Consider the following 25747-nt stretch of genomic DNA (forward strand, 5'->3'; position numbering starts at 1 on the left):
CGTCATCCGATCACTGTGAATAATGACAATCATTGTACAGATAATCAGTATGCTGTCAATGTGTGTATGCATTACCCATGTCCGCTTGGCAGTGCAGGTGGAGGCTATTCGGGCTGTTGCCGAACCGGTGCCGTCAGGACTGCCGCTTCGGGTGGGCTGGCTAGTACCGCAGTTGGCGGCGCATTATTGGTCGGGGCTGGTTGGGGTGGTTCCGGTGCGCTGACCGGGGGAAGAAACGCAAGGGCCGGTGCGGCAGGACGGTAGAGCCTGCGGTATACCTCCGCAAAAGTCAGGACTTTTTTTACATACTCGCGGGTTTCGTAGTAGGGAATGTTCTCGATGAATTCGTCTTCGCGCAGGCCGGCAAGGGAACGCCGCCACCGGTCCACCGGCCTGGAGCCCGCATTGTAGGCCGCCACGGCGGAAACCACATTGCCGTTGTACTGCTTGAGCAGGTCTTTCAGGTGTCGGACTCCGAGGCCGACATTGAAGGCTGGGTCGGTGAGGCGCAGGGAAATACCGGTGGAGGTGGACGAACCATTGACCATGCCCTTGGCAGTGGACGGCATGAGCTGCATGAGTCCCACCGCGCCGACCGGCGACAGGGCAACGGGAGAGAAGCCGCTTTCGGCCTTGATGAGACCGAAGATCAATTCTTCAGGGATAGTGTAGCGGTTTGCCTCGGCTGCGACCGACTCGCTGAAGCCGCGGGGATAGAGCAGCCCCCAGGTAGTCGCCGTCTCGCCGTCCATGCGGCGGGGCTGCTCCCCGCGCAGGGCCGCTGCCGCGGATGAATAATCATCCATCTCCAGGTAGAGACGGGCGATGCCCAGGAGCCCCTTGCCCCGCGACGGGCCGTTTTTGCGGGCGAGGGAGAGTTCGCTCCTGGCCTGATCATTGAGCCCCATGGCGATAAGTGCCCGTGCCCGTTCGTGTCCGGCAGGCGGTGCGATGATCTGGCGCAGGTCGTGCGCTATCAGGGGCATTGCCCCTTCCTGGGGTGCCGGGGCGGTCGCCGTGAAGGTGTAAAAGGAAAAGGGGAATTCCTCTGCAAGCATGGCAAGGCTTTGCCGGGCCACAGTTTCTTCTCCGGTGCGCTGCAGGGAACGCCCGTGCCAGTACAGTGCCCGTTCGCGGTAGTCGGCAGAAGCGGTCAGAAGCCGGAATGACTCCGCGGCAGAGCGATAGTCGCCGGTGTTGTAGCGAGCCCAGGCAGTTTCCCACAATGCCCGCGGCTTGAGTTTCGTCCCGGGATAGGTTGTCAGCAGTTTTTCCAGGACTGCCAGCTGCTCGGCGTACCGCCCCTGGAATTTGCGGACGAAAGCCGCCTCCAGAAGCGCATTGTCCGCCCATTCCGAGGTGGGGGCGGTCTCCGCCAGCTGGAGAAAGCCGAGAAATGCCTCGTCATCGTTGCCGGCTTTGTCCTGGGCCCGGGAGAGCAGGAAACGGGCTTCGTCGGCAATCTCCCGCTTCGGCTCACGCTCTATGAGGCCGGAGAATGTGCGGGCAGCATCTTTGTACCGTCTCAGTTTCAGGAGTGTCTCGCCAACTTTCAGTGCCACGCGGTCGTTGAAGCCGGCAGGCTGCTCCTTGAGGGGAATGGTATTGAAGACGGCAAGGGCGCGTTCGTACTTGCCGAGATTATAGAGCGTAGTTCCTCGTTTGAGGAGTTCATCGGGCGTTAGCGGAACGGCAGGGAATCCGAGCGCTTCGAGTCGTTTGAGTTCCTGTTCCGCGGTTTCAGCCACGGGAGATGCCGGATAGGCAATCCAGATAGCCCGCAACTCCTGGACAGCCCGTCCCGGGTCTTCAAGGCCTTCGCGGCAGAGGGCCGCTTTCAGGGTGGCGGTGACTGAGTCGGTTCCCGATGGGTACAGTTCAATGAACCGTATATAGGAGGCATGGGCCTGACGGTACTCTTTGCGGGCGAAAAGAGCATCCGCGAGGAGCATGCGCGCCTTCCGCAGGGTTGGGCTGTCGGGCCAGGTTCCCACGAGCCTTTGCAGCGCTTCTTCTGCCTCGTCGTAGCGGGCCGCCACCATGAGTGCCTCCGCCTGCCAGAACAGTGCGTAATCGGCCAACAGTGGGAGATTTTTTGCCGCAACGCCAAGAAGCTCGGAGGCTTCGGGCCACTGCTCAAGGCGACGGGCTGCCACGCCGTCCAGGAAGGTCCGCTCGGGAGACGGCGGGGCGGAGCGAAGCTCGTCGCGCACAGCACGGTAATCTTTTTCTTTCATACGAAGTGCTGCATTGCGGAGCGGTGCATCAGGAACCGCAGCCGTGGGCTGGGCAAAAGCTGACGCCGCGAACAGGAGGCAGGCGAGGGGCGCAACAAGGAGTCTGGTGTACATATACTGCAACCTCGTGGGGCACGGCGGGCAGGCGGGGCCACACCGGTGAGTGGCATGAAAAACGCCGGCCCCGAACCGCCGGCCGGCGTCAACGGTTTAGATACTACCCGCAAGGGGACGGAAAATGCAAAGGGTTTTTCAGTGATTGCGCCCGTATACGGATTGACTTTGCCGTGAAACTGCATGCATAGTAGCCGTGGCGCACAGCCGGGAGAGGGGACGGATGATGAAACGGAAACGGGAGGAAGTCCTCGCGTTCATCCGCGAGCAGGGGGGAAGCGCCCCCTTCAGGGACATGATGCAGGCCTTTGGCGTAACCAAGGCCAATCGGCTGGGATTCAAGCAGTTCGTGGACCAACTGGTGTCGGCGGGTGATCTGGTGAAACAGCGCGGCAACCGCTACGCCGTCCCGTCAGAGGAAACCGTCGTCCGGGGGCGTCTTGTCACTCATCGCGAGGGATACGGCTTCGTGGTCCCCGAAGGGGGAGGAGACGACGTCTACGTCCCGGCCCGATACCTGGGGGGAAACCTTCATGGGGATCTGGTTGAAGTCCGGGTTGAATCCTTTAAGCGGGGGGGGAAGAAGGAGGGGCGGATTATCCGGACCATCGAACGGGGGCTCAAGCGGATCGTCGGCCGATTCGACACCGCCGGCGGGGTGGGGTTCGTCCAGCCGGACGACACCCGCATCACCCGGGATATCGCGGTTCCCCCAAAAGCATGGGGGGGGGCCCGCAGCGGTCAGGTGGTAGTGGCGGAGCTTACGGCCTGGCCAACGGAGCGGAAGAAGGCGGAGGGGCGCATCGTGGAAGTGTTGGGCTCTCCCGACGACCCCGAGGTTGAGGTCCTCACCATTATCCGCAAGCATGACCTTCCCTATGAATTTCCCGTAGACGTGCTGACCGAGGCCCGTTCCACTCCGCAGGAGGTGCGCAGGGGGGACGTGGCCAAACGGGTGGATCTGCGGGAGCGGCTTACCGTCACCATTGACGGCGAGACGGCGCGGGATTTCGATGACGCGGTATCCGTGCAGCGGGAAAAGGGGGGCGACATCCGGCTCTGGGTCTCCATCGCCGATGTGTCCCACTACGTGAGACCGGGATCTGCCCTGGACCGTGAAGCCTACCTGCGGGGAACCTCGGTCTATTTCCCCGATCGCTGTATCCCCATGCTGCCCGAGGAACTTTCCAACGGCATCTGTTCGCTCAACCCCCAGGTGGAGCGCCTGACGCTCACGGCCGAGATGCTGTTCACCCGCAGCGGGGCCATGAAGTCCTCGTCGTTCTATCCGAGCGTGATCAGGAGCGCCGCACGGCTCACTTATACGACGGTTCGTAAGGTGCTTGTGGATGGCGATCCGGAGGCCATCAAGGCCAACCGTCACCTGGTAGACGACCTGGGAGTAATGAAGGAGTTGGCGCTGCGTCTCATGGAGAAGCGGAAAAAGCGCGGCAGCATCGACTTCGACCTGCCCGAGCCGCAGATCGTCCTGGATCTCCAGGGGGAGATGGTGGATATCATCAGGTCCGAGCGCAACTTGGCCCACCGGATCATAGAAGAGTTCATGCTGGCGGCCAACGAGGCGGTGGCGTCCCACATCGAGGAGCGGGGCATACCCTCTCTCTATCGGGTTCACGAACCGCCTGACCCGACCAAGCTGACCGACTTCCGGGAGTTCATTTTCAATTTCGGCTATGCCTTCCGGATGGATGGCGACCGGGTCGACCCCCACGAACTTCAGCGGCTCATCGACGAAGCCGAGGGAAAGCCCGAGGAGCGGATGATCAACGAGGTGCTCCTGCGGTGCATGAAGCAGGCCCGCTACAGCCACGAAAACTTGGGGCATTTCGGCCTGGCGGCCCGTTGCTACACCCATTTTACCTCCCCCATCCGCCGTTATCCCGACCTGGTTGTGCACCGCATTCTCAAGGACATTCTCGCCGGGGCCATGACTGAGAAGGAGCAGGAACGCCTGGCCGCCGTCCTGCCGGAGACGGCCGAGCAGACGAGTCGCCGGGAGCGTCTCGCCATGGAGGCTGAGCGGGAGATCGTGGCGCTCAAGAAGGCCCAGTTCATGAAGGAGCGGGTCGGCGAAACCTTTGAGGGCTATATCACCGGGGTGAGTTCCTTCGGCTTCTTCGTGGAACTGATCGATCTGTTTGTCGAGGGGATGGTTCATGTCTCTACCCTGGCCAACGACTTTTACCGTTACGAGGAGAAACGGCATTCGCTGGTGGGGGAACGGACAAAGGAGACCTTCCGGATCGGCGACAGAGTAAGTGTTCTGGTGGCTGCGGTGAGCATTGAGCGGCGGCAGGTGGAGTTCGTTCTCGCGGGGCTGCACGAAGCCCGGCCGGGCTCGGCGGAAAGGACGTCGGCGACGGAAGAGTATCCGCGGGTACCGGTCAGGGGCAAGCGTCCCAAGGCTCTTCAGGCATCCCGGGGCAAGGGGGGAGGGCGCGGCCGTGGTTCCGGGGAGAAGCGTACGGGGGGCAAAGGTGGCCGCCCCAAACGGTGACATTTGCCGGATACGCCATCCGTCCGCTTTACTCAAGTTGTCGCGCTGTGCTAATGTCTATCGGTTAAACCACGTACGTTAAGGTAGAGGTGACATGTCAGAAGATAATCAGAAGGTCCTGCCGTTCCTCGAACATCTGGTGGAACTGCGCAAGCGGCTTATCATCATCATTGTGGCGGTTGTGGTGGGCATGGGGTTCGCCTGGAACCTTTCGAACGGCCTCCTTCACTTTGTTACGAAGCCGATCACCGGCGAAACCTACCTCACTGACATCAAGAAGCAGGTATATCAGGAAGTGGGCAAGCGTTTCCCAGCCGCTTACAAGCAGTTTGAGCTTGAAAAGGCGATGAACGCGGCACCCAAGGAGCGCAAGCTCAACTACAGCGCCCCCCTTGAGCCCTTTTTCGTCCAGTGCAAGATATCGGTTATCGCCGGATTTATCCTGGCGCTTCCCGTTGTGTTTTACCAGCTCTGGCTTTTCATCGCGCCGGGGCTCACCCGGAAAGAAAAGCGGATGGTGCTGCCCTTCGTGACCGTAAGTACGGTGAGTTTCTGCGTGGGGGCACTCTTTTTCCTGGTAGTCATCTGGCCGGTCATCATCAATTTCTCCCTGTCCTATGAAGCGGAGGGGCTCAACAGCCTCTTCAACATGAGTGCGTACATCAACTTCTGCCTCCGCCTGATCCTGATGTTCGGCCTCATCTTCGAGTTGCCGATCCTGATGCTGCTTCTGTCGCGCTTCGGAATTGTTACCTATCAGTTCTTGGCCCGCAACCGTCGCTACGCCCTCCTGGCAAGTTCCATTGTGGCTGCCTTCCACGCCGACCTCATCACCATGTTCGTCATCATGGTACCGCTGTATATGATGTACGAGATCAGCGTCTGGCTCGTCCTCCTCTTCGGCAAGAAAAAGCCGGTGGAGGCAGTGGCCGGCGAGGGGCCGACCGGCGCCGCGTCATGAAAATCTTCCGGAGCATTGACGAAATTCGTGAACCGTTGCCGAGCCCGGTGGTAACCATCGGCAACTTCGACGGTGTTCATCTCGGCCACCGCGAGATATTCAGACGGGTCAAGCGTGAGGCCGCGCGACTGGACGGGGTTTCCATGGTGATCACCTTCACCCCCCATCCACTGAAGGTCCTGGGGCTCCGGAAGGAGTTGCGTCTCATCAACACCTATGCCGAGAAGGAGCTTCTTATCGAAGCGTCAGGGATTGATTGCCTTCTGACGATCCCCTTTACCGCCGAGTTCGCTGCCATCGGCGCCGAACGGTTCGTGGGCGAGATCCTCGTGGGACGGATCGGGGTGAAGAAGCTCGTCATCGGTTATGATTACGCCTTTGGCAGGAACCGCGAAGGTGATGTGGCCATGCTCCGGAGGATGGGCGAAGAGCACGGCTTCGAGGTGGAAGTGCTCGAGCAGATCGCCGGCGGCGAGACGGTGTACAGCAGCAGTGCCGTGCGGCGCATGATCGCGGCGGGCAATGTCCGTGAGGTGGTCAGCCTGATCGGCCGGCACTATTCGGTGGGGGGAACGGTGGTTCACGGCCGCCGGCGCGGGAAGGATCTGGGGTTCCCCACGGCCAATCTCCGGACCGAAAAGGAACTGATCCCCGCTGCCGGGGTCTATGCGGTCAAGGTGCGAGTGAACGATACCATCCGGGACGGGGCCTGCAACATCGGCAATAACCCCACCTTCGGCAATGAAGAGGTGACCATCGAGGTTCATATCCTCGACTTCGACGACGACCTCTACGGCAAGGAAATCCGCGTGTATTTCGTGGATCGGGTACGTGAGGAGCTGCGCTATCCCGATCTCAATGCCCTCAAGGAGGGAATCAGCCGGGATGTGGCCCGGTGTCGCGAGCTCCTGGCGGGCGTCTCCATCATCGAATACCGCGACTATCTCGGTGGTGGCGCAGCGTGAGAGGAGTGCCGGGCGACAGACGTTTTTGGCTCGGAATAGGGATCAGCGTGTTTTTTGTGGTGCTGCTGGTTCGTTCGGTGGACGGACATGAGCTGCTGCGGGCGTTCCGGGGCATCCATGCCGGCTACGTGGCCGTGGCGGTGGCCGTTACGCTCCTGAGCTACCTCGTCCGTGCCCTGCGCTGGAAGTATCTCCTCTCTCCCCTGGGCGAAACCCGCTTTGCCAACCTGTGTTCCGCCACCCTCATCGGTTACATGGCCAACAACCTGTTGCCGGCGCGCCTCGGAGAGTTCATCCGGGCCTGGGTGCTGGCCAGGCGTGAGGAAATGGAGCCGGGATCGGTGTTCGCCACGCTGGTTCTCGATCGCCTGGCGGATGGCTTCACGGTCCTTCTCTTTCTGCTCGCAACCCTGTTCACGCTTCAGCTTCCGGCGGGAAGCGAGGCGGTCGGGCAGGGGCTCGTGATCGGCGGGTACATGATGCTCGGTCTGTACGGCGTGGTGGTTGTGGCGCTCGTGCTGCTCAAAAGGAAGACCGCGGCATCGCTCCGGTTTCTCGAACGACTGCTCCGTCCCTTTCCGGCCCGGTTGGCGGAGCGGGTCATCCCGCTGGTCGGCTCCTTTCTCGGCGGGTTCAGGATTTCGCCCCGGCCGCGGGAGTGGTGGGCGGTGGGGAGCACATCCGTGGCTATCTGGATCCTGGCGGTTATCCCTGTGGACCTGGTCCTGCGAGCCTTCGGCTTTTCCTTCCCGTTCGCCGTTTCCCTGTTCATCCTGGTTCTGCTGGTCTTTGCGGTCATGGTGCCGGCGTCGCCGGGATATGTGGGAACATACCACGCAGCGTGCGTCTATGGCCTGCTGGCCTTCGGAGTTCCCCGCGAGACGGCCTTGAGCGCGGCCATCGTGATTCACGGCATCAACTATGTTCCGGTCATCGCCGTGGGTATCGTCTGTCTCTGGAGGGAAGGCCTTTCCCTTAAGGCGCTGCGGCGCAGTGGACCCTTGGCAGGGGCCGGGACCCCTTCGGAGGGGAAATGAGATTCATGGAGAGGTTCTGATGCGCGCATTCCAATCCGCCATTTTTCGTCGGATCGATCCCTTTGCCGTTCTGTCGTTCATCATACCACTTGCCGTTTATTTGCTGACTCTCGCCCCCTCAGTGACGTTTTTTGACAGCGGCGAGTTCATAACGGCCATCCATTCCCTGGGGACTGCCCATTCGCCCGGCTACCCCCTCTTCGTCAATTACGGCAAACCATTCACCTGGCTTCCCTTCGGCAACATCGCCTTCCGGGTCAATATCGCCACGGCCGTTTCCGCGTCAGCGGCCTGTTTTGCAGTCTATTTTCTCACGTGTCATCTGTTGAAGCGGGAAGAACTGGTTCCGGACCTGCGTTTTTCGGATACCTTTGCCAGGGGGTGCGGATTGGCCGCGGCCCTTGCCTTTGCCTTTTCCGCGCGGCTCTGGCTCCAGTCAAACCACGACAAGCCCTATCCCCTGGTTGCATTCATGACAGCCATGGTCTTTTATCTTCTCGTCACCTGGCGCGAACGCTACGACGAGGGAGAGATGCGGCCGTCCCACATCTATCTGGGGGCATTCATCTGCGGGCTCGCCACGGGCGCCCATCAGACCATAGTGCTCATGCTCCCTGCCTACGCGTGGCTGATCCTTTCCAAAAACTGGCGCCTGGCGGCAAGGGTGAAGGAGCTTGCTCTTACGGTCGCCTTCGGTCTCATGGGGTTTGCCATTCAACTCCACATGCCGATCCGTGCCCTGCGCAACCCGCTGCTCAACTGGGGAGATCCCCGGACCCTCGACCTGTTTCTCTGGAATTTCCTGCGTAAGGGATATCCGGTTGAACCACCGGACCGGAACCTGGCCCTTGCCTGGCAGCAGCTTTCCGCCTTCAACCTCCCGCGGGAGTTCACGTGGGTCGGCCTTGCGCTGCTGCTGGTGGGACTTTTTGCATTTCTCACGCGGTGCCGGGACGAAATCATCGCCTACCTGCTCACCATTGCCTGTTCGCTGCTGGTTATTGTCGGCTATTTCAACACACCCGGTGATCTCATCTTTCTCACCGAGGAGTTCTTCACCCCGATCTACCTCCTCTCGGCCGTGTTCATCGGACTGGGGCTCTTTACGCTGCTGCGGCTGGCGCTCAGGAACAATCCGGTGGAGAAACTGCGATCGGTGCCGATAAAGCTTATGGCGGGACTGCTGCTCCTTGTGCTCCCCTCGGCCATCTGCGCCATGAACTACTACGAGAACGATCAGCACGAGAATTATGTGGCCTTTGATTACGCCACCAATACCCTGCGCTCCCTCTCGCCGGGCGCGGTTCTCTTCACATGGGGCGACAGCGGTGCCTTCCCCCTCTGGTACCTGCAAGGGGTGGAACGGATGCGCGAGGACCTGGACCTTCTGCACACGCCCCACCTGGTTTTTGATTGGTATCTTGATGCCTTCCCGCACCTGTTCGGGAGGAGCGCGCTCCGTACCGTGCCGGAGGGAAAGCAGTCGGCTGAAGTGGCTCTCAAGCTGGCCGTGGCGGAACAGATCCTCAGCAGGCCGGTCTTCATAGATTTTTCAACGCGCTACTCCCTGCCGTTTGCCGAATACGGCCTGAAGCAGCGCGGCATCTGTTATCAGTTGATCAACGACGGCGGGTCCGTCCTGCGGCCGCCCGATCTGGCGGTGTGGAGGCTCTATGCCTCACGAGGATACACGAGCCAGATGGGCTTCAGGGACCTGGACACAGGCAAGGCGATACTCATTTACGCCAGCTGCCGCATGGAGGCCGGAGAAATACTGCTGCGCATGGGCTATCGCCAGCAGGGAGCCGAGGAGTTGTGGGCCGCCGCGGCCATAGCCCCCGATTTGCGGGCACAGGTTGAGCAAGTGCTTGCGGCCTACGGAGCGAGGTGATCATGCCGTTTACGGGCGCTACCAGGGTGCTGGGGATTATCGGTCGGCCGGTGTCCCATTCGCTTTCGCCTCTCATGCAGAATGGGGCGCTGCAGGCCATGGGGCTTGATTACGCTTACGTTCCCTTTGCCGTTGAGGAGGACCGCCTTGCCGACGCGGTGAAGGGGTTGGCGGCACTGGGCGTTGTCGGCTTTAATGTGACCATTCCCCATAAATCCGCCATCCTGCCGCTGCTGGACCGGCTCTCGCCGGAAGCCGGACTGATCGGCGCCGTCAATGTCGTAAAACGAGAAGGGAACGATCTGGTCGGATACAACACCGACGGCAAGGGGTTTATTCAGTCTCTGAACGAAGATCTCGGTTTTGCTCCGGCCGGGTGTCGGATTCTCGTCATGGGGGCCGGTGGCGCCGCCCGGGCCGCAGTTGCATCGTTGGCCGCGGCAGGGGCGGCATCGGTGGTTATCGCCAACCGGAGCATCGCCAGGGGGGAAGAGCTGTCGGAGGCGTTCGGGCGGCACTTTGTCGGCACACAATTTGCTGCAATTTCCCTCGACCCGGAGAATCTGAATCGGTGCGTTCAAAATTTTGACCTATTGGTCAACACCTCTTCCGTGGGGATGGGGGGGACTGCCTTCCCCGGCATGGATCTCTCCCGCATGGGTTCCCACGGCGCCGTGTACGACATGGTCTACGTCCCCGCCGTCACCCCCTTGCTCGCCGAGGCTGAGCGTTGCGGCATACGCTGCGCCAACGGCATCGGCATGCTGGCGGCCCAGGGCGAGTGCGCGCTGGAAATCTGGACTGGAGTACGGCCTCCCGAGGGACTCATGAAAGGGTGTCTCATGGCGGCACTGATGGTCTAACTACTTCTTGACATTGAACTTTTGACGACCTACGATGGGTTTGTCGCCAATGCGCCGGAGAGTGTATGCAGGCTAGCAGACTGGGAGAACTCCTGGTTCGAAATAACATCATCACCAAGGAACAACTTGTCAAGGCACTGGACGAGCAGCGAACCTCCGGCGGCCAACAGCGCCTTGGCTCCATCCTCGTCAAGAACGGCCTTGTCGCCGAGCCCGATCTCACCACGTTCCTCTCCAAGCAGTATGGTGTCCCCTCCATTAATCTGAGTGAATTCGAAGCCGACATGGCGGTGGTCAAGATCATCCCCGCCGACGTTGCCCAGAAGTACCAGATCGTCCCGGTGAACAGGGCCGGCTCGACCCTGATCATTGCCATGGCTGATCCGTCGAACATCTTCGCTATCGACGACATCAAGTTCATGACCGGCTACAACGTTGAGGTGGTCGTCGCTTCCGAGTCGTCCATCAAGGCCGCCATAGACAAGTACTATGATCAGTCCGCCTCCCTGGCGGATGTCATGAACGACCTGGAGATGGACGACCTGGAGGTTGTCGGCGAGGATGACGAAGTGGACGTCTCCTCCCTCGAACGGGCCACCGAGGATGCACCGGTCGTCAAGCTCGTTAACCTGATCCTCACCGACGCCATCAAGAAGAAGGCAAGCGATATCCATATCGAGCCCTACGAGCGGACCTTCCGGGTGCGCTACCGGATCGACGGCGTCCTTTACGAAGTCATGAAGCCCCCCCTGAAGCTGAAGAACGCCATTACGTCGCGGATCAAGATCATGGCCGATCTGGATATCGCCGAACGGCGGCTTCCCCAGGACGGCCGCATCAAGATCAAAATGGGTGGCGGGCAGGACATGGACTACCGGGTGTCGGTCCTGCCGACCCTGTTCGGCGAGAAGGTGGTTCTGCGACTCCTGGACAAGTCGAACCTCCAGCTCGATATGACCAAGCTGGGCTACGAGTCCACGGCCCTGAGCTACTTCAAGGAGGCGATTCACAAGCCCTTCGGCATGGTGCTGGTGACCGGACCCACGGGGAGCGGCAAGACGGTTTCTCTCTACTCGGCGCTTTCCGAGCTCAACAAGACTACCGAGAACATCTCCACGGCTGAAGACCCGGTGGAGTTCAACTTCGCCGGCATCAACCAGGTGCAGATGCACGAAGATATCGGTCTTACCTTTGCCGCCGCGCTCCGCTCGTTCCTGCGCCAGGATCCGGACATCATCATGATCGGAGAGATCCGGGACTTCGAGACGGCCGAGATCGCCATCAAGGCCGCTCTTACCGGTCACCTGGTTCTCTCGACCCTCCACACCAACGATGCCCCGGCCACCATCAACCGGTTGCTGAACATGGGGGTCGAGCCGTTTCTTGTTGCCTCGGCGGTGAACCTGATTACCGCACAGCGTCTTGCCCGGAGGGTCTGCTCCGAGTGCAAGGCCGTGGAGGAGATTCCGATCCAGGCCCTGATCGATGCAGGCGTCCCTCCCGAGGAAGCTCCTGAATACGTCTGCTATCGCGGCTCCGGTTGTGCCAAGTGCAACAACACCGGCTACAAGGGGCGCGTCGGCTTCTATCAGGTAATGCCCATGCTGGAGGAAATCAGGGAGCTGATTCTCAACGGCGCCAACACGGCCGAAATCAAACGCGAATCCATGCGCCTGGGCATCAAGACCATGCGCCAATCGGGCCTGACCAAACTCAAGGAGGGGGTTACCTCCTTTGAGGAGGTGCTACGGGTTACCGTGGCCGACGACTAAACAAAATGCCATATGTGAGCGATCACGGCGTGGCTCTATCACGGCTTCCTCAGCGTACTCTCCGTAAGCCCCGGAGCCTCAATCCCGCTCATCTAAGATCTGACATTTTGTAACGGAGAACATCAATAATGGCCAACATGCACCAACTCCTCACGGAACTCGTCAATCGCGGGGGCTCGGACCTTCACATCACCACCAACTCGCCTCCGCAGATCCGGATCGACGGCCAGTTGATCCCCCTAGAGATGCCGCCGCTCAATGCGGTGGACACCAAGCAGCTCTGCTACAGCATCCTTACCGAACAGCAGAAGCACAAATTCGAGGAAACCAACGAACTCGACCTTTCTTTCGGCATCAAGGGGCTTTCCCGTTTCCGGGGGAACGTGTTCATCCAGCGGGGCGCAGTTGCCGGCGTGTTCCGGGTGATTCCCTACAAGATTCTCACTTTTGAAGAGCTGGGTCTGCCGGCGGTGGTGAAAGAACTGGCGGAGAAACCGCGAGGGCTGATCCTCGTTACCGGTCCCACCGGCAGCGGCAAGTCGACCACCCTGGCCGCCATCATCGACAAGATCAACACCGAGCGGCACGATCATATCGTAACTATTGAGGATCCCATCGAGTACCTGCACCCTCACAAAAGTTGCGTGGTGAACCAGCGCGAGGTGGGAGCCGATACGAAAAGCTTCAAGAACGCCCTGAAATACATCCTGCGTCAGGATCCGGACGTGGTCCTCGTGGGGGAGCTCCGGGATCTGGAGACCATCGAGGCGGCCCTGACCCTTGCCGAGACCGGTCACCTCTGTCTCGCCACGCTCCACACAAACTCGGCGGTGCAGACCATCAACCGGATCGTGGACGTATTCCCCCCCTACCAGCAGCCCCAGGTCCGCGCCCAGCTTTCTTTCGTCCTGGAAGGGGTCATGTCCCAGACCCTGCTGCCGAACGTGTCGGGCAAGGGGAGGGTGCTGGCCCTGGAGGTGATGGTGCCCAATCCGGCCATCCGTAACCTGATCCGCGAGGACAAGATCCACCAGATCTATTCCCAGATGCAGGTGGGGCAGGAGAAGTTCGGCATGCAGACCATGAACCAGTCGCTGTTCAGTCTGTTGCAGAAGAGACGGATTTCGCTTGATGTGGCCATGGCCCGTTCGTCCGATCCCGACGAACTCAAGCAGATGCTGGCCAGCGCCCAGCGGCCACCGGGTCAGCGCCCTCAGATGAGGTAACCGCCGTCGGATCGATCTGTACACAGGAGGAGAAAGATGCCCAAGTTCAACTGGGAAGCAAGAAGCAGGACCGGCACCGTTCAGAAGGGGGTCATGGAGGCGGCCAGCGCAGCCGCCGTGGAGGCCCAGCTCAAAAAATACGGGTTCGGCAGCATTTCCATAAAGGAAGAGGGAAAAGGCCTCTCCATGGAGATCAAGCTTCCCGGCTTTGCCCCCAAGGTGGAAACCAAGGATCTCGTGGTGTTCACGCGGCAGTTCGCCACCATGATCGACTCCGGCCTGCCTTTGGTGCAATGCCTTGACATCCTCTCCAGCCAGCAGGAAAACAAAACCTTCAAGGATGTTCTCATCAAGGTCAAGGAATCGGTTGAAGGGGGCTCAACCTTTGCCGATGCGCTGTCCAAGCATCCCAAGGTCTTTGACCAGCTCTATGTGAACCTGGTGGCTGCCGGCGAGGTCGGCGGCATCCTCGACACAATCCTGAACCGTCTTGCCGCCTATATCGAAAAGGCGATGAAACTCAAGAAACAGGTCAAGGGGGCCATGGTCTATCCGACAACGATCATGGCAATTGCCGTCATCGTCGTCGGCGTCATTCTGGTATTCGTCATTCCGACTTTTGCCAAGATGTTCCAGGAGTTCGGCGGAGAACTGCCTGGGCCGACCAAGTTCGTCATCAATCTCAGTAATTTCATTGTTAAATACATTCTCCTGATTATCGGCCTTATTTTTGCCCTTATCGTCGGATTCAAAAAGTATTACGCCACAACCGGCGGCAGAAAGAAAATAGACGCCTTTGCCCTCAAAGCACCCATTGCCGGACCAATCATCAAGAAGGTGTCTGTCGCCCGGTTTACCCGGACCCTGGGGACTCTTATCTCCAGTGGGGTGCCGATCATGGACGGGCTCGAGATCGTTGCCAAGACCGCCGGCAACAAGGTGGTGGAGGAGGCGGTGTACAAGGTCCGGCAGGCCATCTCGGAGGGTAAGACCATGGCCGAGCCGCTCCAGGAGTGCGGCGTCTTCCCCCCCATGGTCGTGCAGATGATCTCCGTGGGCGAGGCCACCGGTGCCATGGATGCCATGTTGAGCAAGATCGCCGATTTCTACGATGATGAAGTGGACGAGGCCGTGAGTGCCATGACCGCCCTGATGGAGCCGATGCTGATGGTATTTCTCGGCACCACTGTCGGCGGTCTCGTCATTGCCATGTACCTGCCGATCTTTAAGCTTGCGGGAACTGTCGGCGGCTAAATGATGAAGGAAAGCCGGCGCGTTGTCTGGTTCATCCTCGCCCGGATGATTGTGGTGTCACTGTTTCTGGTGTCCACCATCATCCTGAGAATGAAGGGGACCGGCCCCTTGGGTGTGCATGCCCTCGAGGGGATAACGAAGATCGTAGTGGCCACCTACGGCTTCTCGATAGTGTCCCTTCTTTTCCTCAGGGTTACCGCGCGCTACGATCAGACCGTTACCTATTTCCAGATCATCTGGGACATCCTCTTCGTGACACTGCTGATCCTTTTTACCGGCGGCGTCACGAGCCCCTTTTCCTTCCTGTATCTGCTCGCCATAACCAGCGCCAGCGTGCTGCTCGCCCGCCGGGAAGCCCTCTATACGGCATCCCTCTGCGCCATCATTTATGGCGCCATTATGGACCTGCAGTATTTCGGCAGGCTGGTTGACCTGGGGCTCAGCCCCGTGCCGGCGCAGAAACTGGGCACTACGTACATTTTTTATACGATTTTTCTGAATATCATCGCCTTTTGCTCCACCGCGCTCCTCACCGGCTACCTGGCGGAACGGGCGCGTCGCAGCGAAACCGAGCTTGAACAAAAGGCCATCGACTATGACGAGCTCGAACGTCTCAACAGCACTATTGTCTCGAATCTGAACAGCGGACTCATTACCGTCACGGGCGATGGGAGGATCCGGGTCTTCAACCGGTACGCCGAGGCCCTTACCGGCATCGGCCTTGCCGAGGCCTATGACTGCCACCTGTTCGACGTGTTGCCGGGATTTCGTGTCTACGCGGATGTGCTTGCCAACGTCAAAAGAGGTGAGTTCGAGTTCATTGCCAAGATGGGAAGGAAGCTTACCATCGGCTTCAGCAGCGTGCCGCTCATGTTGAAAGACAGCGACGCAGCCGGTATCCTGCTCAATTTTCAGGATGTAACCCAGGTCAGGAGGATGGAGGAAAGCCTCAAGAAGTCTGACCGGCTGGCAGCCATTGGCGAGCTTTCCGCCCGGATTGCCCACGAGATCCGCAACCCTCTCGCCGCCATCAGCGGGTCGACCCAGCTCATTGCCCAGGGGGGAGCCGTGTCCGACCCCGACCGGCGCCTCTTCGACATCGTCCTGAGGGAAACGGACCGGCTCAACGACCTGATCAGCGATTTTCTCGCCTATGCCCGCCCCAACCAGCCCGAGCCGCGGCCGGTTGATTTCCAATCACTCGTGGCGGAACTGGCAGCGCTCGTTACGTCCGACGAGCAGTTCGAGGGCGTTGTGATCGACAACCGGGTTGACAGTAATTTCAGGCCGTTGCTGGACCCGGACCAGTTCCGTCAGGTTCTCTGGAACCTGATGGGCAATGCCGCAGGGGCCATGCCCGATGGCGGGACTATCACGGTGAAGGCCGGCCAATCCGACGAGATTCGCGGCGGCGGGCAGCGGCGCATCACCTATCGCATTTCGGTTGCCGACACCGGCCTCGGCATGGACGAAGCCACCGTAGCCCGTATTTTCGAACCGTTTTTCACCACCAAGTCCACCGGTACCGGCCTCGGTCTCGCAACCGTTCACCGGATTGTGGAGGCCCACGGCGGCAGGATTGCTGTTGAGAGCACGCCGGGTAAAGGCTCTATGTTCGTCATCTTTCTGCCGACTCCCCCATCCAGCGGAGAGTCGGCAATCAGTCAGTAACCGCCGGAAGGAACTATCATGGAAATTCATGTTCTCGTAGTGGACGATGAGCTGAGCATGCGCGAATTCCTCGCCATCCTGCTCGACCGGGAGGGCTATACCGTTGACCAGGCCGCCAGCGCCGAAGAGGCGTTGGTCTGTCTTGAACGCAAGACGTATGATCTGGTCATCTCCGACGTAAAGATGCCGGGGCTCGATGGCATTACCCTCCTGGGCCACATCAAGGAAATGACGCCCGACACGGCCGTCCTCCTCATGACCGCCTTTTCCACTGCCGAGCAGGCCGTGGAGGCCATGAAGCTCGGGGCGTACGACTACATCGCCAAGCCCTTCAAGGTAGAAGAGGTCAAGATCCTCGCCCGTAACGCCCTGGAAAAGAGAGATCTCAAGAGGGAGAACCTGCGGCTTCGCCAGGAGGTGCAGGAGCGGTACAGCTTCAGTGGCCTGATCGGCAAGAGCAAGAAGATGCGTGAGGTCTACTCCCTGATCGAAAAGGTGGCGCCGAGCACCGCGAATGTTCTCATTCTCGGTGAGAGCGGCACCGGCAAGGAACTGGTGGCCCGCGCCATCCACTACAACAGCCAACGCAAGGGAAAACCCTTTGTGGCGGTCAACTGCGGCGCCATTCCCGAAACCCTCATGGAGAGCGAATTCTTCGGTCACAAAAAGGGGGCGTTCACCGGCGCCGTTGGTGACCGGGCGGGTCTCTTCGAGCAGGCCGAGGGTGGTACCCTGTTCCTGGACGAAATCGGAGAAGTGCCGCTCCAGCTTCAGGCCAAACTCTTGCGGGCCATCCAAGAAAAAGAATTCCGCAGGGTAGGGGGAACCCTTGACCAGAAGGCCGACGTGCGGCTGGTGGCCGCCTCCAATCGCGATTTGGAAGAGCAGGTGAAGGAGGGGAGTTTCCGGGAAGATCTCTTTTATCGCCTCAACGTGGTACAGGTCAAAATGCCCCCACTCCGTGAGCGTGGAGATGATATCCCCATCCTGGTTGAGCACTTTTACAAAAAGTACGTCCAGCCCCCCTACAGTGACCGCATCATAACCCAGGGGGCACTGAAGCTCCTCATGTCATACGGCTTTCCGGGCAACGTCCGCGAACTGGAGAACCTGGTCGAACGCTGCTCTGTGCTCGGTAATCGCGAGATTTCGGAAGAATGTCTCCCGCCGCAGCTCCACGCGGGCAAGCGGCCTGAATGTGGCGCGGTCACCGAGTGTGAACTACCGGAAGAGGGCATGGATCTCGAAGCCTACCTGGACGGCATTGAAAAGCGAATTCTGCTTCAGGCGTTGGAACGCAGCGGAGGTGTGAAAAAGAAAGCGGCCGAACTTTTGAAGCTAACGTTCCGGTCTTTCCGTTATCGCTTGGCAAAATTCGGCATGGATGAGGAGTGAAGAGGAGCCAGTGACGAAAATCGTCAGACACAAGTGACGAAATAGGTGGTGAAGTGGCAGGTTGAAGCGGTTGCGTTGTGTAAAACGCTGAAATTATAGCCATGTATAAGTTGGTTCGGCTTTTGCTATGTTCACGATAACGTTTAAGGATTAAACGGATAATTGGCCAATTACCCCCATACCCCAACACAAGCAGCAAAAAGAAGAAAGGAGACACTTATGCTTCAGAAACTCAGAAACAGGAAAGGTTTCACCCTCATCGAGCTGCTGATCGTCGTTGCGATCATCGGTATTCTCGCTGCAATTGCGATTCCGCAGTTCTCGGCGTATCGTGTCAAGGCGTACAACAGCGCGGCGTCAAGCGACTTGAGAAACCTGAAGACTGCTCTTGAGTCCGCATTTGCTGATGATCAAACCTATCCGCCCGAAAGTTAATTGATTAAATACATACTGGAGGAAACCATGAAAAAGATCATTACTATAGTTGCTATGTTGCTCGCAATGCAGGGAATAGCCATTGCCGCCGGGAAAATTCCTACAACAACGATGGGTGGCAAGGACTTTACTTTCAAACCTTCTACTAACGTGAGTGTTTCCTACTTCACTACGAACGGTGCAACTTCTACCGCGGGAACTGTCAATACCGATTATGCTGTCAATACCAAAAACTCTTCTGGTAACCGGGTGTTCACCTCAACCAATAATACATCTAACATCTGGTACATCGAAAATGATGCATGGAAAGGTAAGGCAGTTTCAGATAGCGATGTTACCGCCTTGGGAACCGGTGACGTAGGCAAGTCTGATTTTTCTGGTACCGAGTGGAAGTCGCAGTAGTCATATCGGATAACTGATTGAAAAAGGGGGGGCATGTTTATGCCCCCCTTTTTCAATTATGAGCTTTTATGAATAAAAAGATAAAATCCATCAATGATTTAAACCGCGGTGCAACATCTGGTGATGACTTGTTGGATTGGGTCAGTCTCGTAGTTGTCGGAATAGTTGTTACACTTGCGTATTTGCCGGCTCTTACATCTGGTTTCTTGAGTCTTGACGATATTGCTCTCGTCAAGACATTCATGACTTCTGAAATATCGTTGAAGTCTCTTTTTGTCGGCGCAAGTGGCGACTATTTCAGACCGATTACCATACTGTCCTACTTCCTGGATGTCAAGGCGGGAGATGCGGATCCACTTATCTCTCACATTCTTAATGTTGGATTGCATCTTTTTAACACGTTCCTTGTATTTGTATTGTCTCGTGCTTATCTGAACAAAGTTACCGATTCCAGATGGCCTTCTCTCGCGGCTGCTCTTATTTTCGGTCTCTCCCCGCTCAATACGGAATCTGTGGTGTGGGTTTCAGGAAGAACCGACTTGCTCTGTTGCTTCTTTTTTTTACTCAGCCTTAATCTTATCATCGCTAAGATTACTTTTCCTCACTTGTTGACTGCCGGAGCCATCAGTATTTGTTTTCTCTGTTCTCTCCTGGCTAAAGAATCTTCAATTGCTCTTTTGGGAATAGTTCCATTTTTTCTGTGGTCAGGGCAAAATTCTGGTATGGGAAGCAGGCGGTTTCTGGTCCTGATTGCAATGGGAAGTGCTCTCGCAGTTTATCTTGTTCTGAGATTTGGAATAGATTTTTCCGTTGATAACGGTGTCGCAAAAGTAGTTGAAGGGGGAAAAACAAAGAGCATCAGCATGTTGTTATATGAAAGCATCGTTGCAATGGGATTTTATTTCAGCAAGCTATTGTGGCCATTTCCTCTTAATTTTGCCATAGTGTCGATTAATCGGCCGTTATCTGCCGTAATCGCCTTTGCCGGCATTTTTTCGTTGAGCTGTCTTTACCTTCGAGTTGCCATTACTCGCTTACCTATTCTCATTATGGTCATGTGTATTATCCCACCAATTATGGCAATACATGGGAAACTTGCGTGGACTCCCTATGCCGAGAGGTACCTCTATCTCCCCATGGTTGGGTTCGCGATGTTTGCTGGATGGGCAGTGACTCAATTGCCTAAGAGGCTAGCCTCTTTTGCGGTGATCGCATTACTTCTTCTTGCGTTTCCAACCCTCTCGCGAGCAGTAATTTGGTCAAATTCAGAAGTTTTCTGGCGTGAGACAATAGAAAAGTCTCCCGAATTTCCCCGAAGTTACGTCGGTTATGCGGCAGAGCTAATAAAGCTAAGGCGGTATGATGAGGCTGAACAGAACCTGAAGCGCGCTCTTGACATGAAATATGAGACATATTTTGTATGGCAGAATCTGGCAACTATTTATCAGGAGCGCGGTGATCATTCTCAATACGAGAATGCCATGTTGCGCGCAATCTCACTCTCCAAAACACCGACAGAGTTATACATAAAGCTGATCCAGAATCTCCTTTGGCACGGAACTAAGAGCGAAAACTCCCGGAAAGCCTACCAAAAAGCTGCAAACTATTATCTGCTCGCGTATGAGAAGGATAAGAATTTCGGAGAAGGTTTATATAATGCGGCTAAACTCTATTTGATCCTTGGTGATCAACGCAAGGCACGTTGTTATTTCGAGCTATTTCTGGCTCATCCGGGAGACAGCCTTTATAGGCCAGCTGCCAGGAAAATGCTGGATAAATTAGTAACTCATGATAATCTTGGTGGAGCTGCCATATGAAACAAATAATCGTACTGTCTGTTAAAGGTATTATAAGGGATAGAGTGCTGCATGGAGTAGGTATAGTCTCGTTGTTTTTACTCTTTATCCCCTCCCTTAGCTCACTGTCCATGCGACAGGTGGCTGAATTATCAATAACACTTTCGCTTTCATTTATATCGTTCCTGCTGGTTGTGTTGTCGATCTTTCTTGGCGGAACTCAACTGTGGAAGGATATCGAACGGCGCTACACTTTCAGCGTTCTGAGTCTTCCCGTCAGCCGGACCAGTTACCTGCTTGGGAAATATGCGGCGGTAGCATGCTTTATTGCTACAGTCTGCGGTATTCTGCTGTGTGCATCACTCGCCGTCATCATGGTCTCCTCAACCACGCATACGCCTGATCGGCCTGTGGCCTGGGATGCCATCGTGCTGTGCGTTCTATTCGACGCCATGAAAGCACTTCTTCTTGTTGCGTTCGCTTTCCTGTTCTCGACGGTGAGCACCTCGCTCTTTCTTCCTATCTTCGGAACCATCGCCATCTATTTTGCCGGCAATGCCAGTCAGCAGGTCTATGAATACATTGCGGCCGGCGGGGGACAGCAGCTTCCAGAGATCATGAGGCTAACGACCAAGATCCTGTACTACGTTCTCCCAAATCTGAGAGCCTTTGACTTGAAAACTTACGCCATTTATTCCGTTCCTCTTGACCTGCAGGGACTTGCCATCACGAGCGCTTACTTTGTCGTTTACACAGCGATTGTCCTCCTCTGCGCCTCCATGATCTTCAGCCGCAAGGAAATGAACTGATGAAAACGAAGGCGCTGGCACTACTGCTGCTCATTGGTTTGTACGGCGTTGTCATGGTGCCGTTCACCGACCACATGAGGGGGCGTCCCTTTGTGGAAAAACTGGGATACCTCCCGGCGAGCGATGCCCTCAAGGTGCTTGTTGCCGATCAGAAGCAGTCTGTTGGGGCTTCGCTCATTATGAAGGTCATGATGTATTTTGGCGGCAAGGTGAGCGGTGGCAACCTGAAAGTTACGACTGACGTCGACTACAAGGCCATGTCGAGGACTGTCCATGCCGCTCTTAAGCTTGACCCGTACAATATGGATGGATATTACTTTGCTCAGGCAATTTTGGTATGGGATGTAAAGCAATATCGTCTTGCCAATGATCTGTTGGAATACGGGATGAAGTACCGCACTTGGGACTGGTATCTGCCTTTTTTTGCCGGGTTTAACTATGCATTTTTTCTTAAGGATTACCCTAATGCCGCCAGAATGTACATGCGAGCCGGAGATCTGTCCGGTGAACCTCTGTTCAAGAAACTGGCCGGGCGGTACCTGCAGCAATCAGGTCAGACTGAAATAGCAATCGCGTATCTGACGACCATGGAGAAGGGGGCACGGGATAAAGCGGTCAAGGAGTCATTTCGTATTCGGCTCACCGCGTTTAGACGTGTCTTGTTGATCGAGAAAGCCCGTGACGGGTTTATTGCCGAACATGGCAGGCTTCCGTCAAGTGTGGAGGAGATGTTAGCGAAGGGATACCTGAAATCAATCCCTGCAGATCCCTATGGTGGCAAGTTCTACCTTGAGCCCACCGGGGATGTGAGCACTACCAGCAAATTTGCATTTGCAGGAGTTCAGAATAACTGAAGAGGGGAATTTCATGGGTACGTTCATCAATGGTGAGACAGCAGGTGCGTCTGCTATTGCAATAGACAGCATCTCTAAGACCTATATCGGTAAAAAGAGAGTTCGAGTTGAAGCGCTGAAAGATGTTTCACTGACAGTGGGGCTCGGCGAGGTCTTTGGTTTCCTTGGGCCGAACGGCGCGGGGAAGAGCACCACTATTAAGTGCCTTGTGGGCCTCATGCGTCCAACAAAGGGAACTGCTACGATAATGGGAGAAAGCATCCCATCAATTGCTTCACGGCGCAACATCGGGTATTTGCCCGAAAATCCCTCGTTCTATGATTACCTCTCTGCGGAGGAGTATATACGCTTTGTTGGGTCGGCATTCCAGATGCCGGCCGACGAATTGACTCGGAAGAGCGAGGAAGTTCTTAAGCTGCTTGAGCTTTGGGATGCCCGCAAACGTCCAATCCGGAGCTATAGTAAAGGAATGGTCCAGCGCGTTGGTCTGGCCCAAGTGCTCGTTCACGATCCTGATGTGTATATCCTGGATGAGCCCATGAGCGGACTTGACCCTTTGGGGCGTTCGCTGGTGAAGGAGATTATCAGTGACCTGAAGAGGCGGGGCAAAACGGTATTTTTCAGCACTCATATTATTGATGACGTTGAAAAGATTTGCGACCGCGTCGGGATTATTTCCGGTGGGGTTTTGAAAAGCGTCGAGCATGTTGACAGAATATTGGAACAAGGAGTGACGGGCTACACAATAACAGCCCAGAATGACAAAGGAGAAACTCTAATCCTTTCTGTAGATCGTGACGGATTGGGTGACAAGCTGACATCCTTGGCCACGGTAGGTTGTACTGTGTCTCTCATAGAACCTGTCAGAAAAAATCTCGAGAGATTTTTTCTCGACATCATTAAAGAGTCTAACGGGCCGGAATGATTGTGAGCTTCCAAGCATTTCTAAGGATCTGTCGTCCTCTCCAATGGCTCAAGAACCTAATGCTCTTTTTCCCTCCCTTCCTTTCCGGGACAATCTTTACCCCGGAATTCGCAGTCAAGGGAATACCTGCTTTCAGTGCCTTTTGTCTGGCCTCCAGCGCCGGCTACATACTCAATGACATTATGGATAGTGAGCAGGACCGGCTCCATCCGACGAAGCGGTTCCGTCCCCTGCCTTCTGGTGTAGTGAGTCCTGCCGTGGCAACTGCCCTTGCCGGTTTTCTGGTGTTAGCAGGAATCGGGGTAGCGGCAATAACCCAGTCCCCGCGCTTTTTGTTGTTCCTGCTGCTCTATCTCCTGGTCACGGCAATTTATTCCCTTAAGGTCAAAGATATACCCCTTCTTGACGTGTTTTGTGTGGCAACAGGTTTCATCATCCGCCTTGAGGCCGGTGGCGAGGCTTTTGCAGTACCGATATCGAGCTGGCTCTTCCTCAGTGTGTTTCTCCTGGCGCTCTTCCTGAGCATCGGCAAACGCCTTACCGAGAAGCACAACCTGGGAGACGGGGCAGGACTCCATCGCAAGAGTCTGGCCGGCTACCCCGACGGTTTTTTGGAGGGAGCCATGTATTTGACGGGAGGGGCGGTACTTGTCACGTACAGCATGTACACCCTTTCCCGGAGTCATTTGTTTTACACCGTTCCGCTCTGCTGTTTCGGGCTCTTACGGTATATTTTGAGAGTCAAGTCAGGTCAGAGCGGGGATCCGACCGAATCGCTCTTGAAAGATATCCCGTTGCTGCTGGTAAGCTTAGCCTGGGCTGCCATCATCGGTTGGCGTCTCTATTTCTAGGAACTCAATGCGGACTGCGTTGCTACAAAACCTTTTCAGCCTTTTCCCCTTTGACCTGCACGGTGACTGCGATGTGCCGCCGGCGCGGGACGGTATCAGGGTGTCCTGCATCATCAATTTCTACGGGCGCCTGAACGTTCTTGCCGGTATTCTCTGGTCCCTTGCCCAGCAGGATTTCCCTCGGTCGGCCTTTGAGGTGATCTTGGTCGAAGATCGCGGGGGCAGCGATGAGGGGAGGGCGCTGGCCGAGGAATTTTCCTCACGCTTGCCCATTGTCTATGCTCCCCTCGACAAGCAGTATGGCCTCATGGGGTACTCAAGAAACTTCGGGCTTGAGCGATCGCGGGGAGAATTCATTCTTTTTCTCGACGATGACACCATAATCCTGCAGGACGATTTTCTGAAAACGATGGTGGCCTATTTTGACGCGCAGCCCGGCGTTTCGGCCATCATGCCCCACGGTGAGGCCAGTTTCGCCTTTGTGGACGACCGCTATGATTTTCACGACCCGTTTTTCATGACGAGCCGTTGTACGGCCTATCGCCGCACAGTGCTTGCCTCTCTGGGCGGGTTCATGTCGTCATTCATCGGCCAGGAGGATGTTGAGTTCGTCATCCGTTTCCATGCGGCCGGCAATCGTTGCGCTGCCGTACCGCAACTGGCCTACCGGCATCCGCCGCTCTATGTCACGAACCTCGGCAAACCAATGGCGGTGGGGTCTTCTTTTTATGGGATCAGAAAACGCTATCCGTTGGTTACATGGTTATTGGCGGTGGTCAACTGTTCACGTCATCTGCCGCTGGTGCTGGCGCCATCACGCAAGTACCGGGAAATGGGTCGCTTTGGGCTCGGATTTCTGTGGGGTGTGCTGACGGCCCCCTTTCGCAGCGGTAGCCTTAACTATCGATAGGTCATGCAGATGAACCTAGGGACAGGGAGTCAGGCACAAGAAGAGATCATTATCGAGGCGGGGCGGACTGAAGTCCGCTACTGGAGCGATGTCTGGCGCTATCGCGAGTTGTTTTACTTTCTTGCGTGGCGCGACATTCTCGTCCGGTACAAGCAGACAGCCATCGGCATTGCATGGAGCGTACTGCGCCCTCTGGCAACCATGGTTGTCTTTACGCTTGTCTTCGGGACATTTGCCGGTCTTCCCTCTCAGGGTGCACCCTACCCGGTCATGGTTTTCGCTGCCATGCTCCCCTGGCAATTCTTTGCCACAGCCCTCGCCGAATGCAGCAATTCGCTGGTAGTCAACAGCAACCTACTTTCAAAGGTCTACTTCCCCCGACTGATAGTTCCCTCAAGCGCAATAATTGTCTGCGTCGTGGATTTCATCATCTCGCTTGTCCTGCTTTTCCTGCTCATGAGTTGGTATGGCGTGTGGCCTGACTGGCGCATGCTGACGCTGCCGCTGTTCTTCCTGCTGGCGCTGCTCTGCGCTCTGGGGAGCGGTTTGTGGCTGGCTGCCCTCAATGTCAAATACCGCGATTTCCGCTACGTGGTGCCCTTTATCGTGCAGTTCGGCCTGTATATCTCGCCGGTGGGGTTCAGCAGTTCAGTGGTGCCGGAGCGCTGGCGACTGATCTATTCTCTGAATCCCATGGTGGGCGTGATCGACGGGTTTCGCTGGGCGATTCTTGGTGAAGGGCAGAAACTGAGCTGGGACAGGCTTGCATTGGCGGTCGCCGGCACTGCTGTGCTTCTCGTGCTTGGCATTCGATACTTCAGACAAACTGAACGCGCCTTCGCCGATATTATCTGAAAGACT

Annotated in this window: 22 protein-coding genes; 21 read left to right on the plus strand and 1 reads right to left on the minus strand. The window is 56.8% G+C overall.

Annotation, left to right across the window (positions count from 1 at the left end; translation table 11 throughout):
• Positions 1 to 104: 104 nt before the first annotated feature.
• Positions 105 to 2351: a transglycosylase SLT domain-containing protein gene (locus tag AABA48_RS04550; RefSeq protein WP_286349875.1), complete on the minus strand. Its 2247-nt coding sequence runs from the start codon at positions 2349 to 2351 to the stop codon at positions 105 to 107.
• A gap of 54 nt (positions 2352 to 2405) precedes the next feature.
• On the opposite strand from AABA48_RS04550, the gene AABA48_RS04555 reads away from it, so the two are divergent.
• The 21 genes from AABA48_RS04555 (at position 2406) to AABA48_RS04655 (ending at position 25741) form a co-directional block, all read left to right on the plus strand.
• Positions 2406 to 2528 (plus strand): hypothetical protein, encoded by a 123-nt coding sequence (locus AABA48_RS04555; RefSeq protein WP_286349874.1) that lies wholly within the window; start codon positions 2406 to 2408, stop codon positions 2526 to 2528.
• 49 nt (positions 2529 to 2577) lie between these two features.
• A complete protein-coding gene (rnr, locus tag AABA48_RS04560) occupies positions 2578 to 4869 on the plus strand; it encodes a ribonuclease R (RefSeq protein WP_286352522.1) in 2292 nt (763 codons plus the stop codon).
• 94 nt (positions 4870 to 4963) lie between these two features.
• Complete coding sequence (tatC, locus tag AABA48_RS04565; protein WP_010942132.1) at positions 4964 to 5830, plus strand: twin-arginine translocase subunit TatC; 867 nt, start codon at positions 4964 to 4966, stop codon at positions 5828 to 5830.
• Positions 5827 to 6795, plus strand: coding sequence for a bifunctional riboflavin kinase/FAD synthetase (locus AABA48_RS04570; protein ID WP_286349873.1), 969 nt, complete (start codon positions 5827 to 5829; stop codon positions 6793 to 6795). The genes tatC and AABA48_RS04570 overlap by 4 nt, the downstream gene beginning before the upstream one ends.
• Positions 6792 to 7832 (plus strand): lysylphosphatidylglycerol synthase transmembrane domain-containing protein, encoded by a 1041-nt coding sequence (locus AABA48_RS04575; protein ID WP_286349872.1) that lies wholly within the window; start codon positions 6792 to 6794, stop codon positions 7830 to 7832. The genes AABA48_RS04570 and AABA48_RS04575 overlap by 4 nt, the downstream gene beginning before the upstream one ends.
• A 19-nt stretch (positions 7833 to 7851) precedes the next feature.
• Positions 7852 to 9723, plus strand: a complete 1872-nt coding sequence (locus AABA48_RS04580) for a glycosyltransferase family 117 protein (RefSeq protein WP_338271171.1) — start codon at positions 7852 to 7854, stop codon at positions 9721 to 9723.
• A gap of 2 nt (positions 9724 to 9725) precedes the next feature.
• Positions 9726 to 10586, plus strand: coding sequence for a shikimate dehydrogenase (gene aroE, locus AABA48_RS04585; RefSeq protein WP_286349870.1), 861 nt, complete (start codon positions 9726 to 9728; stop codon positions 10584 to 10586).
• Between the two features lie 65 nt (positions 10587 to 10651).
• Positions 10652 to 12358: a type IV-A pilus assembly ATPase PilB gene (pilB, locus tag AABA48_RS04590; protein WP_286349869.1), complete on the plus strand. Its 1707-nt coding sequence runs from the start codon at positions 10652 to 10654 to the stop codon at positions 12356 to 12358.
• A 128-nt stretch (positions 12359 to 12486) separates the two neighbouring features.
• Positions 12487 to 13584, plus strand: a complete 1098-nt coding sequence (locus AABA48_RS04595; RefSeq protein WP_286349868.1) for a type IV pilus twitching motility protein PilT — start codon at positions 12487 to 12489, stop codon at positions 13582 to 13584.
• A 36-nt stretch (positions 13585 to 13620) separates the two neighbouring features.
• Positions 13621 to 14838 carry a type II secretion system F family protein gene (locus tag AABA48_RS04600; protein WP_286349867.1) on the plus strand — a complete coding sequence of 406 codons (1218 nt, stop codon included), beginning with the start codon at positions 13621 to 13623 and terminating at the stop codon, positions 14836 to 14838.
• Positions 14839 to 14841: 3 nt separating this feature from the next.
• The gene (locus AABA48_RS04605) at positions 14842 to 16509 is read left to right on the plus strand and encodes a two-component system sensor histidine kinase NtrB (protein WP_324310643.1); all 1668 of its coding nucleotides are present in this window, start codon (positions 14842 to 14844) and stop codon (positions 16507 to 16509) included.
• Positions 16510 to 16527: 18 nt separating this feature from the next.
• Complete coding sequence (locus tag AABA48_RS04610) at positions 16528 to 17904, plus strand: sigma-54-dependent transcriptional regulator (RefSeq protein ID WP_286349866.1); 1377 nt, start codon at positions 16528 to 16530, stop codon at positions 17902 to 17904.
• 219 nt (positions 17905 to 18123) lie between these two features.
• Positions 18124 to 18339, plus strand: coding sequence for a type IV pilin protein (locus AABA48_RS04615; protein WP_049786599.1), 216 nt, complete (start codon positions 18124 to 18126; stop codon positions 18337 to 18339).
• A gap of 27 nt (positions 18340 to 18366) precedes the next feature.
• Complete coding sequence (locus tag AABA48_RS04620; protein ID WP_010942143.1) at positions 18367 to 18741, plus strand: hypothetical protein; 375 nt, start codon at positions 18367 to 18369, stop codon at positions 18739 to 18741.
• A 68-nt stretch (positions 18742 to 18809) separates the two neighbouring features.
• Positions 18810 to 20558: a tetratricopeptide repeat protein gene (locus tag AABA48_RS04625; protein WP_286349865.1), complete on the plus strand. Its 1749-nt coding sequence runs from the start codon at positions 18810 to 18812 to the stop codon at positions 20556 to 20558.
• The gene (locus tag AABA48_RS04630) at positions 20555 to 21346 is read left to right on the plus strand and encodes an ABC transporter permease (protein ID WP_286349864.1); all 792 of its coding nucleotides are present in this window, start codon (positions 20555 to 20557) and stop codon (positions 21344 to 21346) included. Before AABA48_RS04625 ends, AABA48_RS04630 begins: the two co-directional genes overlap by 4 nt.
• Complete coding sequence (locus AABA48_RS04635; RefSeq protein WP_286349863.1) at positions 21346 to 22200, plus strand: hypothetical protein; 855 nt, start codon at positions 21346 to 21348, stop codon at positions 22198 to 22200. Before AABA48_RS04630 ends, AABA48_RS04635 begins: the two co-directional genes overlap by 1 nt.
• A 13-nt stretch (positions 22201 to 22213) precedes the next feature.
• Entirely contained in the window at positions 22214 to 23125 is a 912-nt protein-coding gene (locus tag AABA48_RS04640) for an ABC transporter ATP-binding protein (RefSeq protein ID WP_010942147.1), read from the plus strand.
• Entirely contained in the window at positions 23122 to 23976 is an 855-nt protein-coding gene (locus tag AABA48_RS04645) for a decaprenyl-phosphate phosphoribosyltransferase (protein ID WP_286349862.1), read from the plus strand. Before AABA48_RS04640 ends, AABA48_RS04645 begins: the two co-directional genes overlap by 4 nt.
• Before the next feature lie 7 nt (positions 23977 to 23983).
• Entirely contained in the window at positions 23984 to 24886 is a 903-nt protein-coding gene (locus AABA48_RS04650; RefSeq protein WP_010942149.1) for a glycosyltransferase, read from the plus strand.
• A 3-nt stretch (positions 24887 to 24889) separates the two neighbouring features.
• Complete coding sequence (locus tag AABA48_RS04655) at positions 24890 to 25741, plus strand: ABC transporter permease (RefSeq protein ID WP_286349861.1); 852 nt, start codon at positions 24890 to 24892, stop codon at positions 25739 to 25741.
• Positions 25742 to 25747 lie beyond the last annotated feature (6 nt).

Origin of the sequence: Geobacter sp. 60473 (genome assembly GCF_036323535.1) — a bacterium.
GTDB classification, from domain to species: Bacteria; Desulfobacterota; Desulfuromonadia; order Geobacterales; family Geobacteraceae; genus Geobacter; species Geobacter sulfurreducens.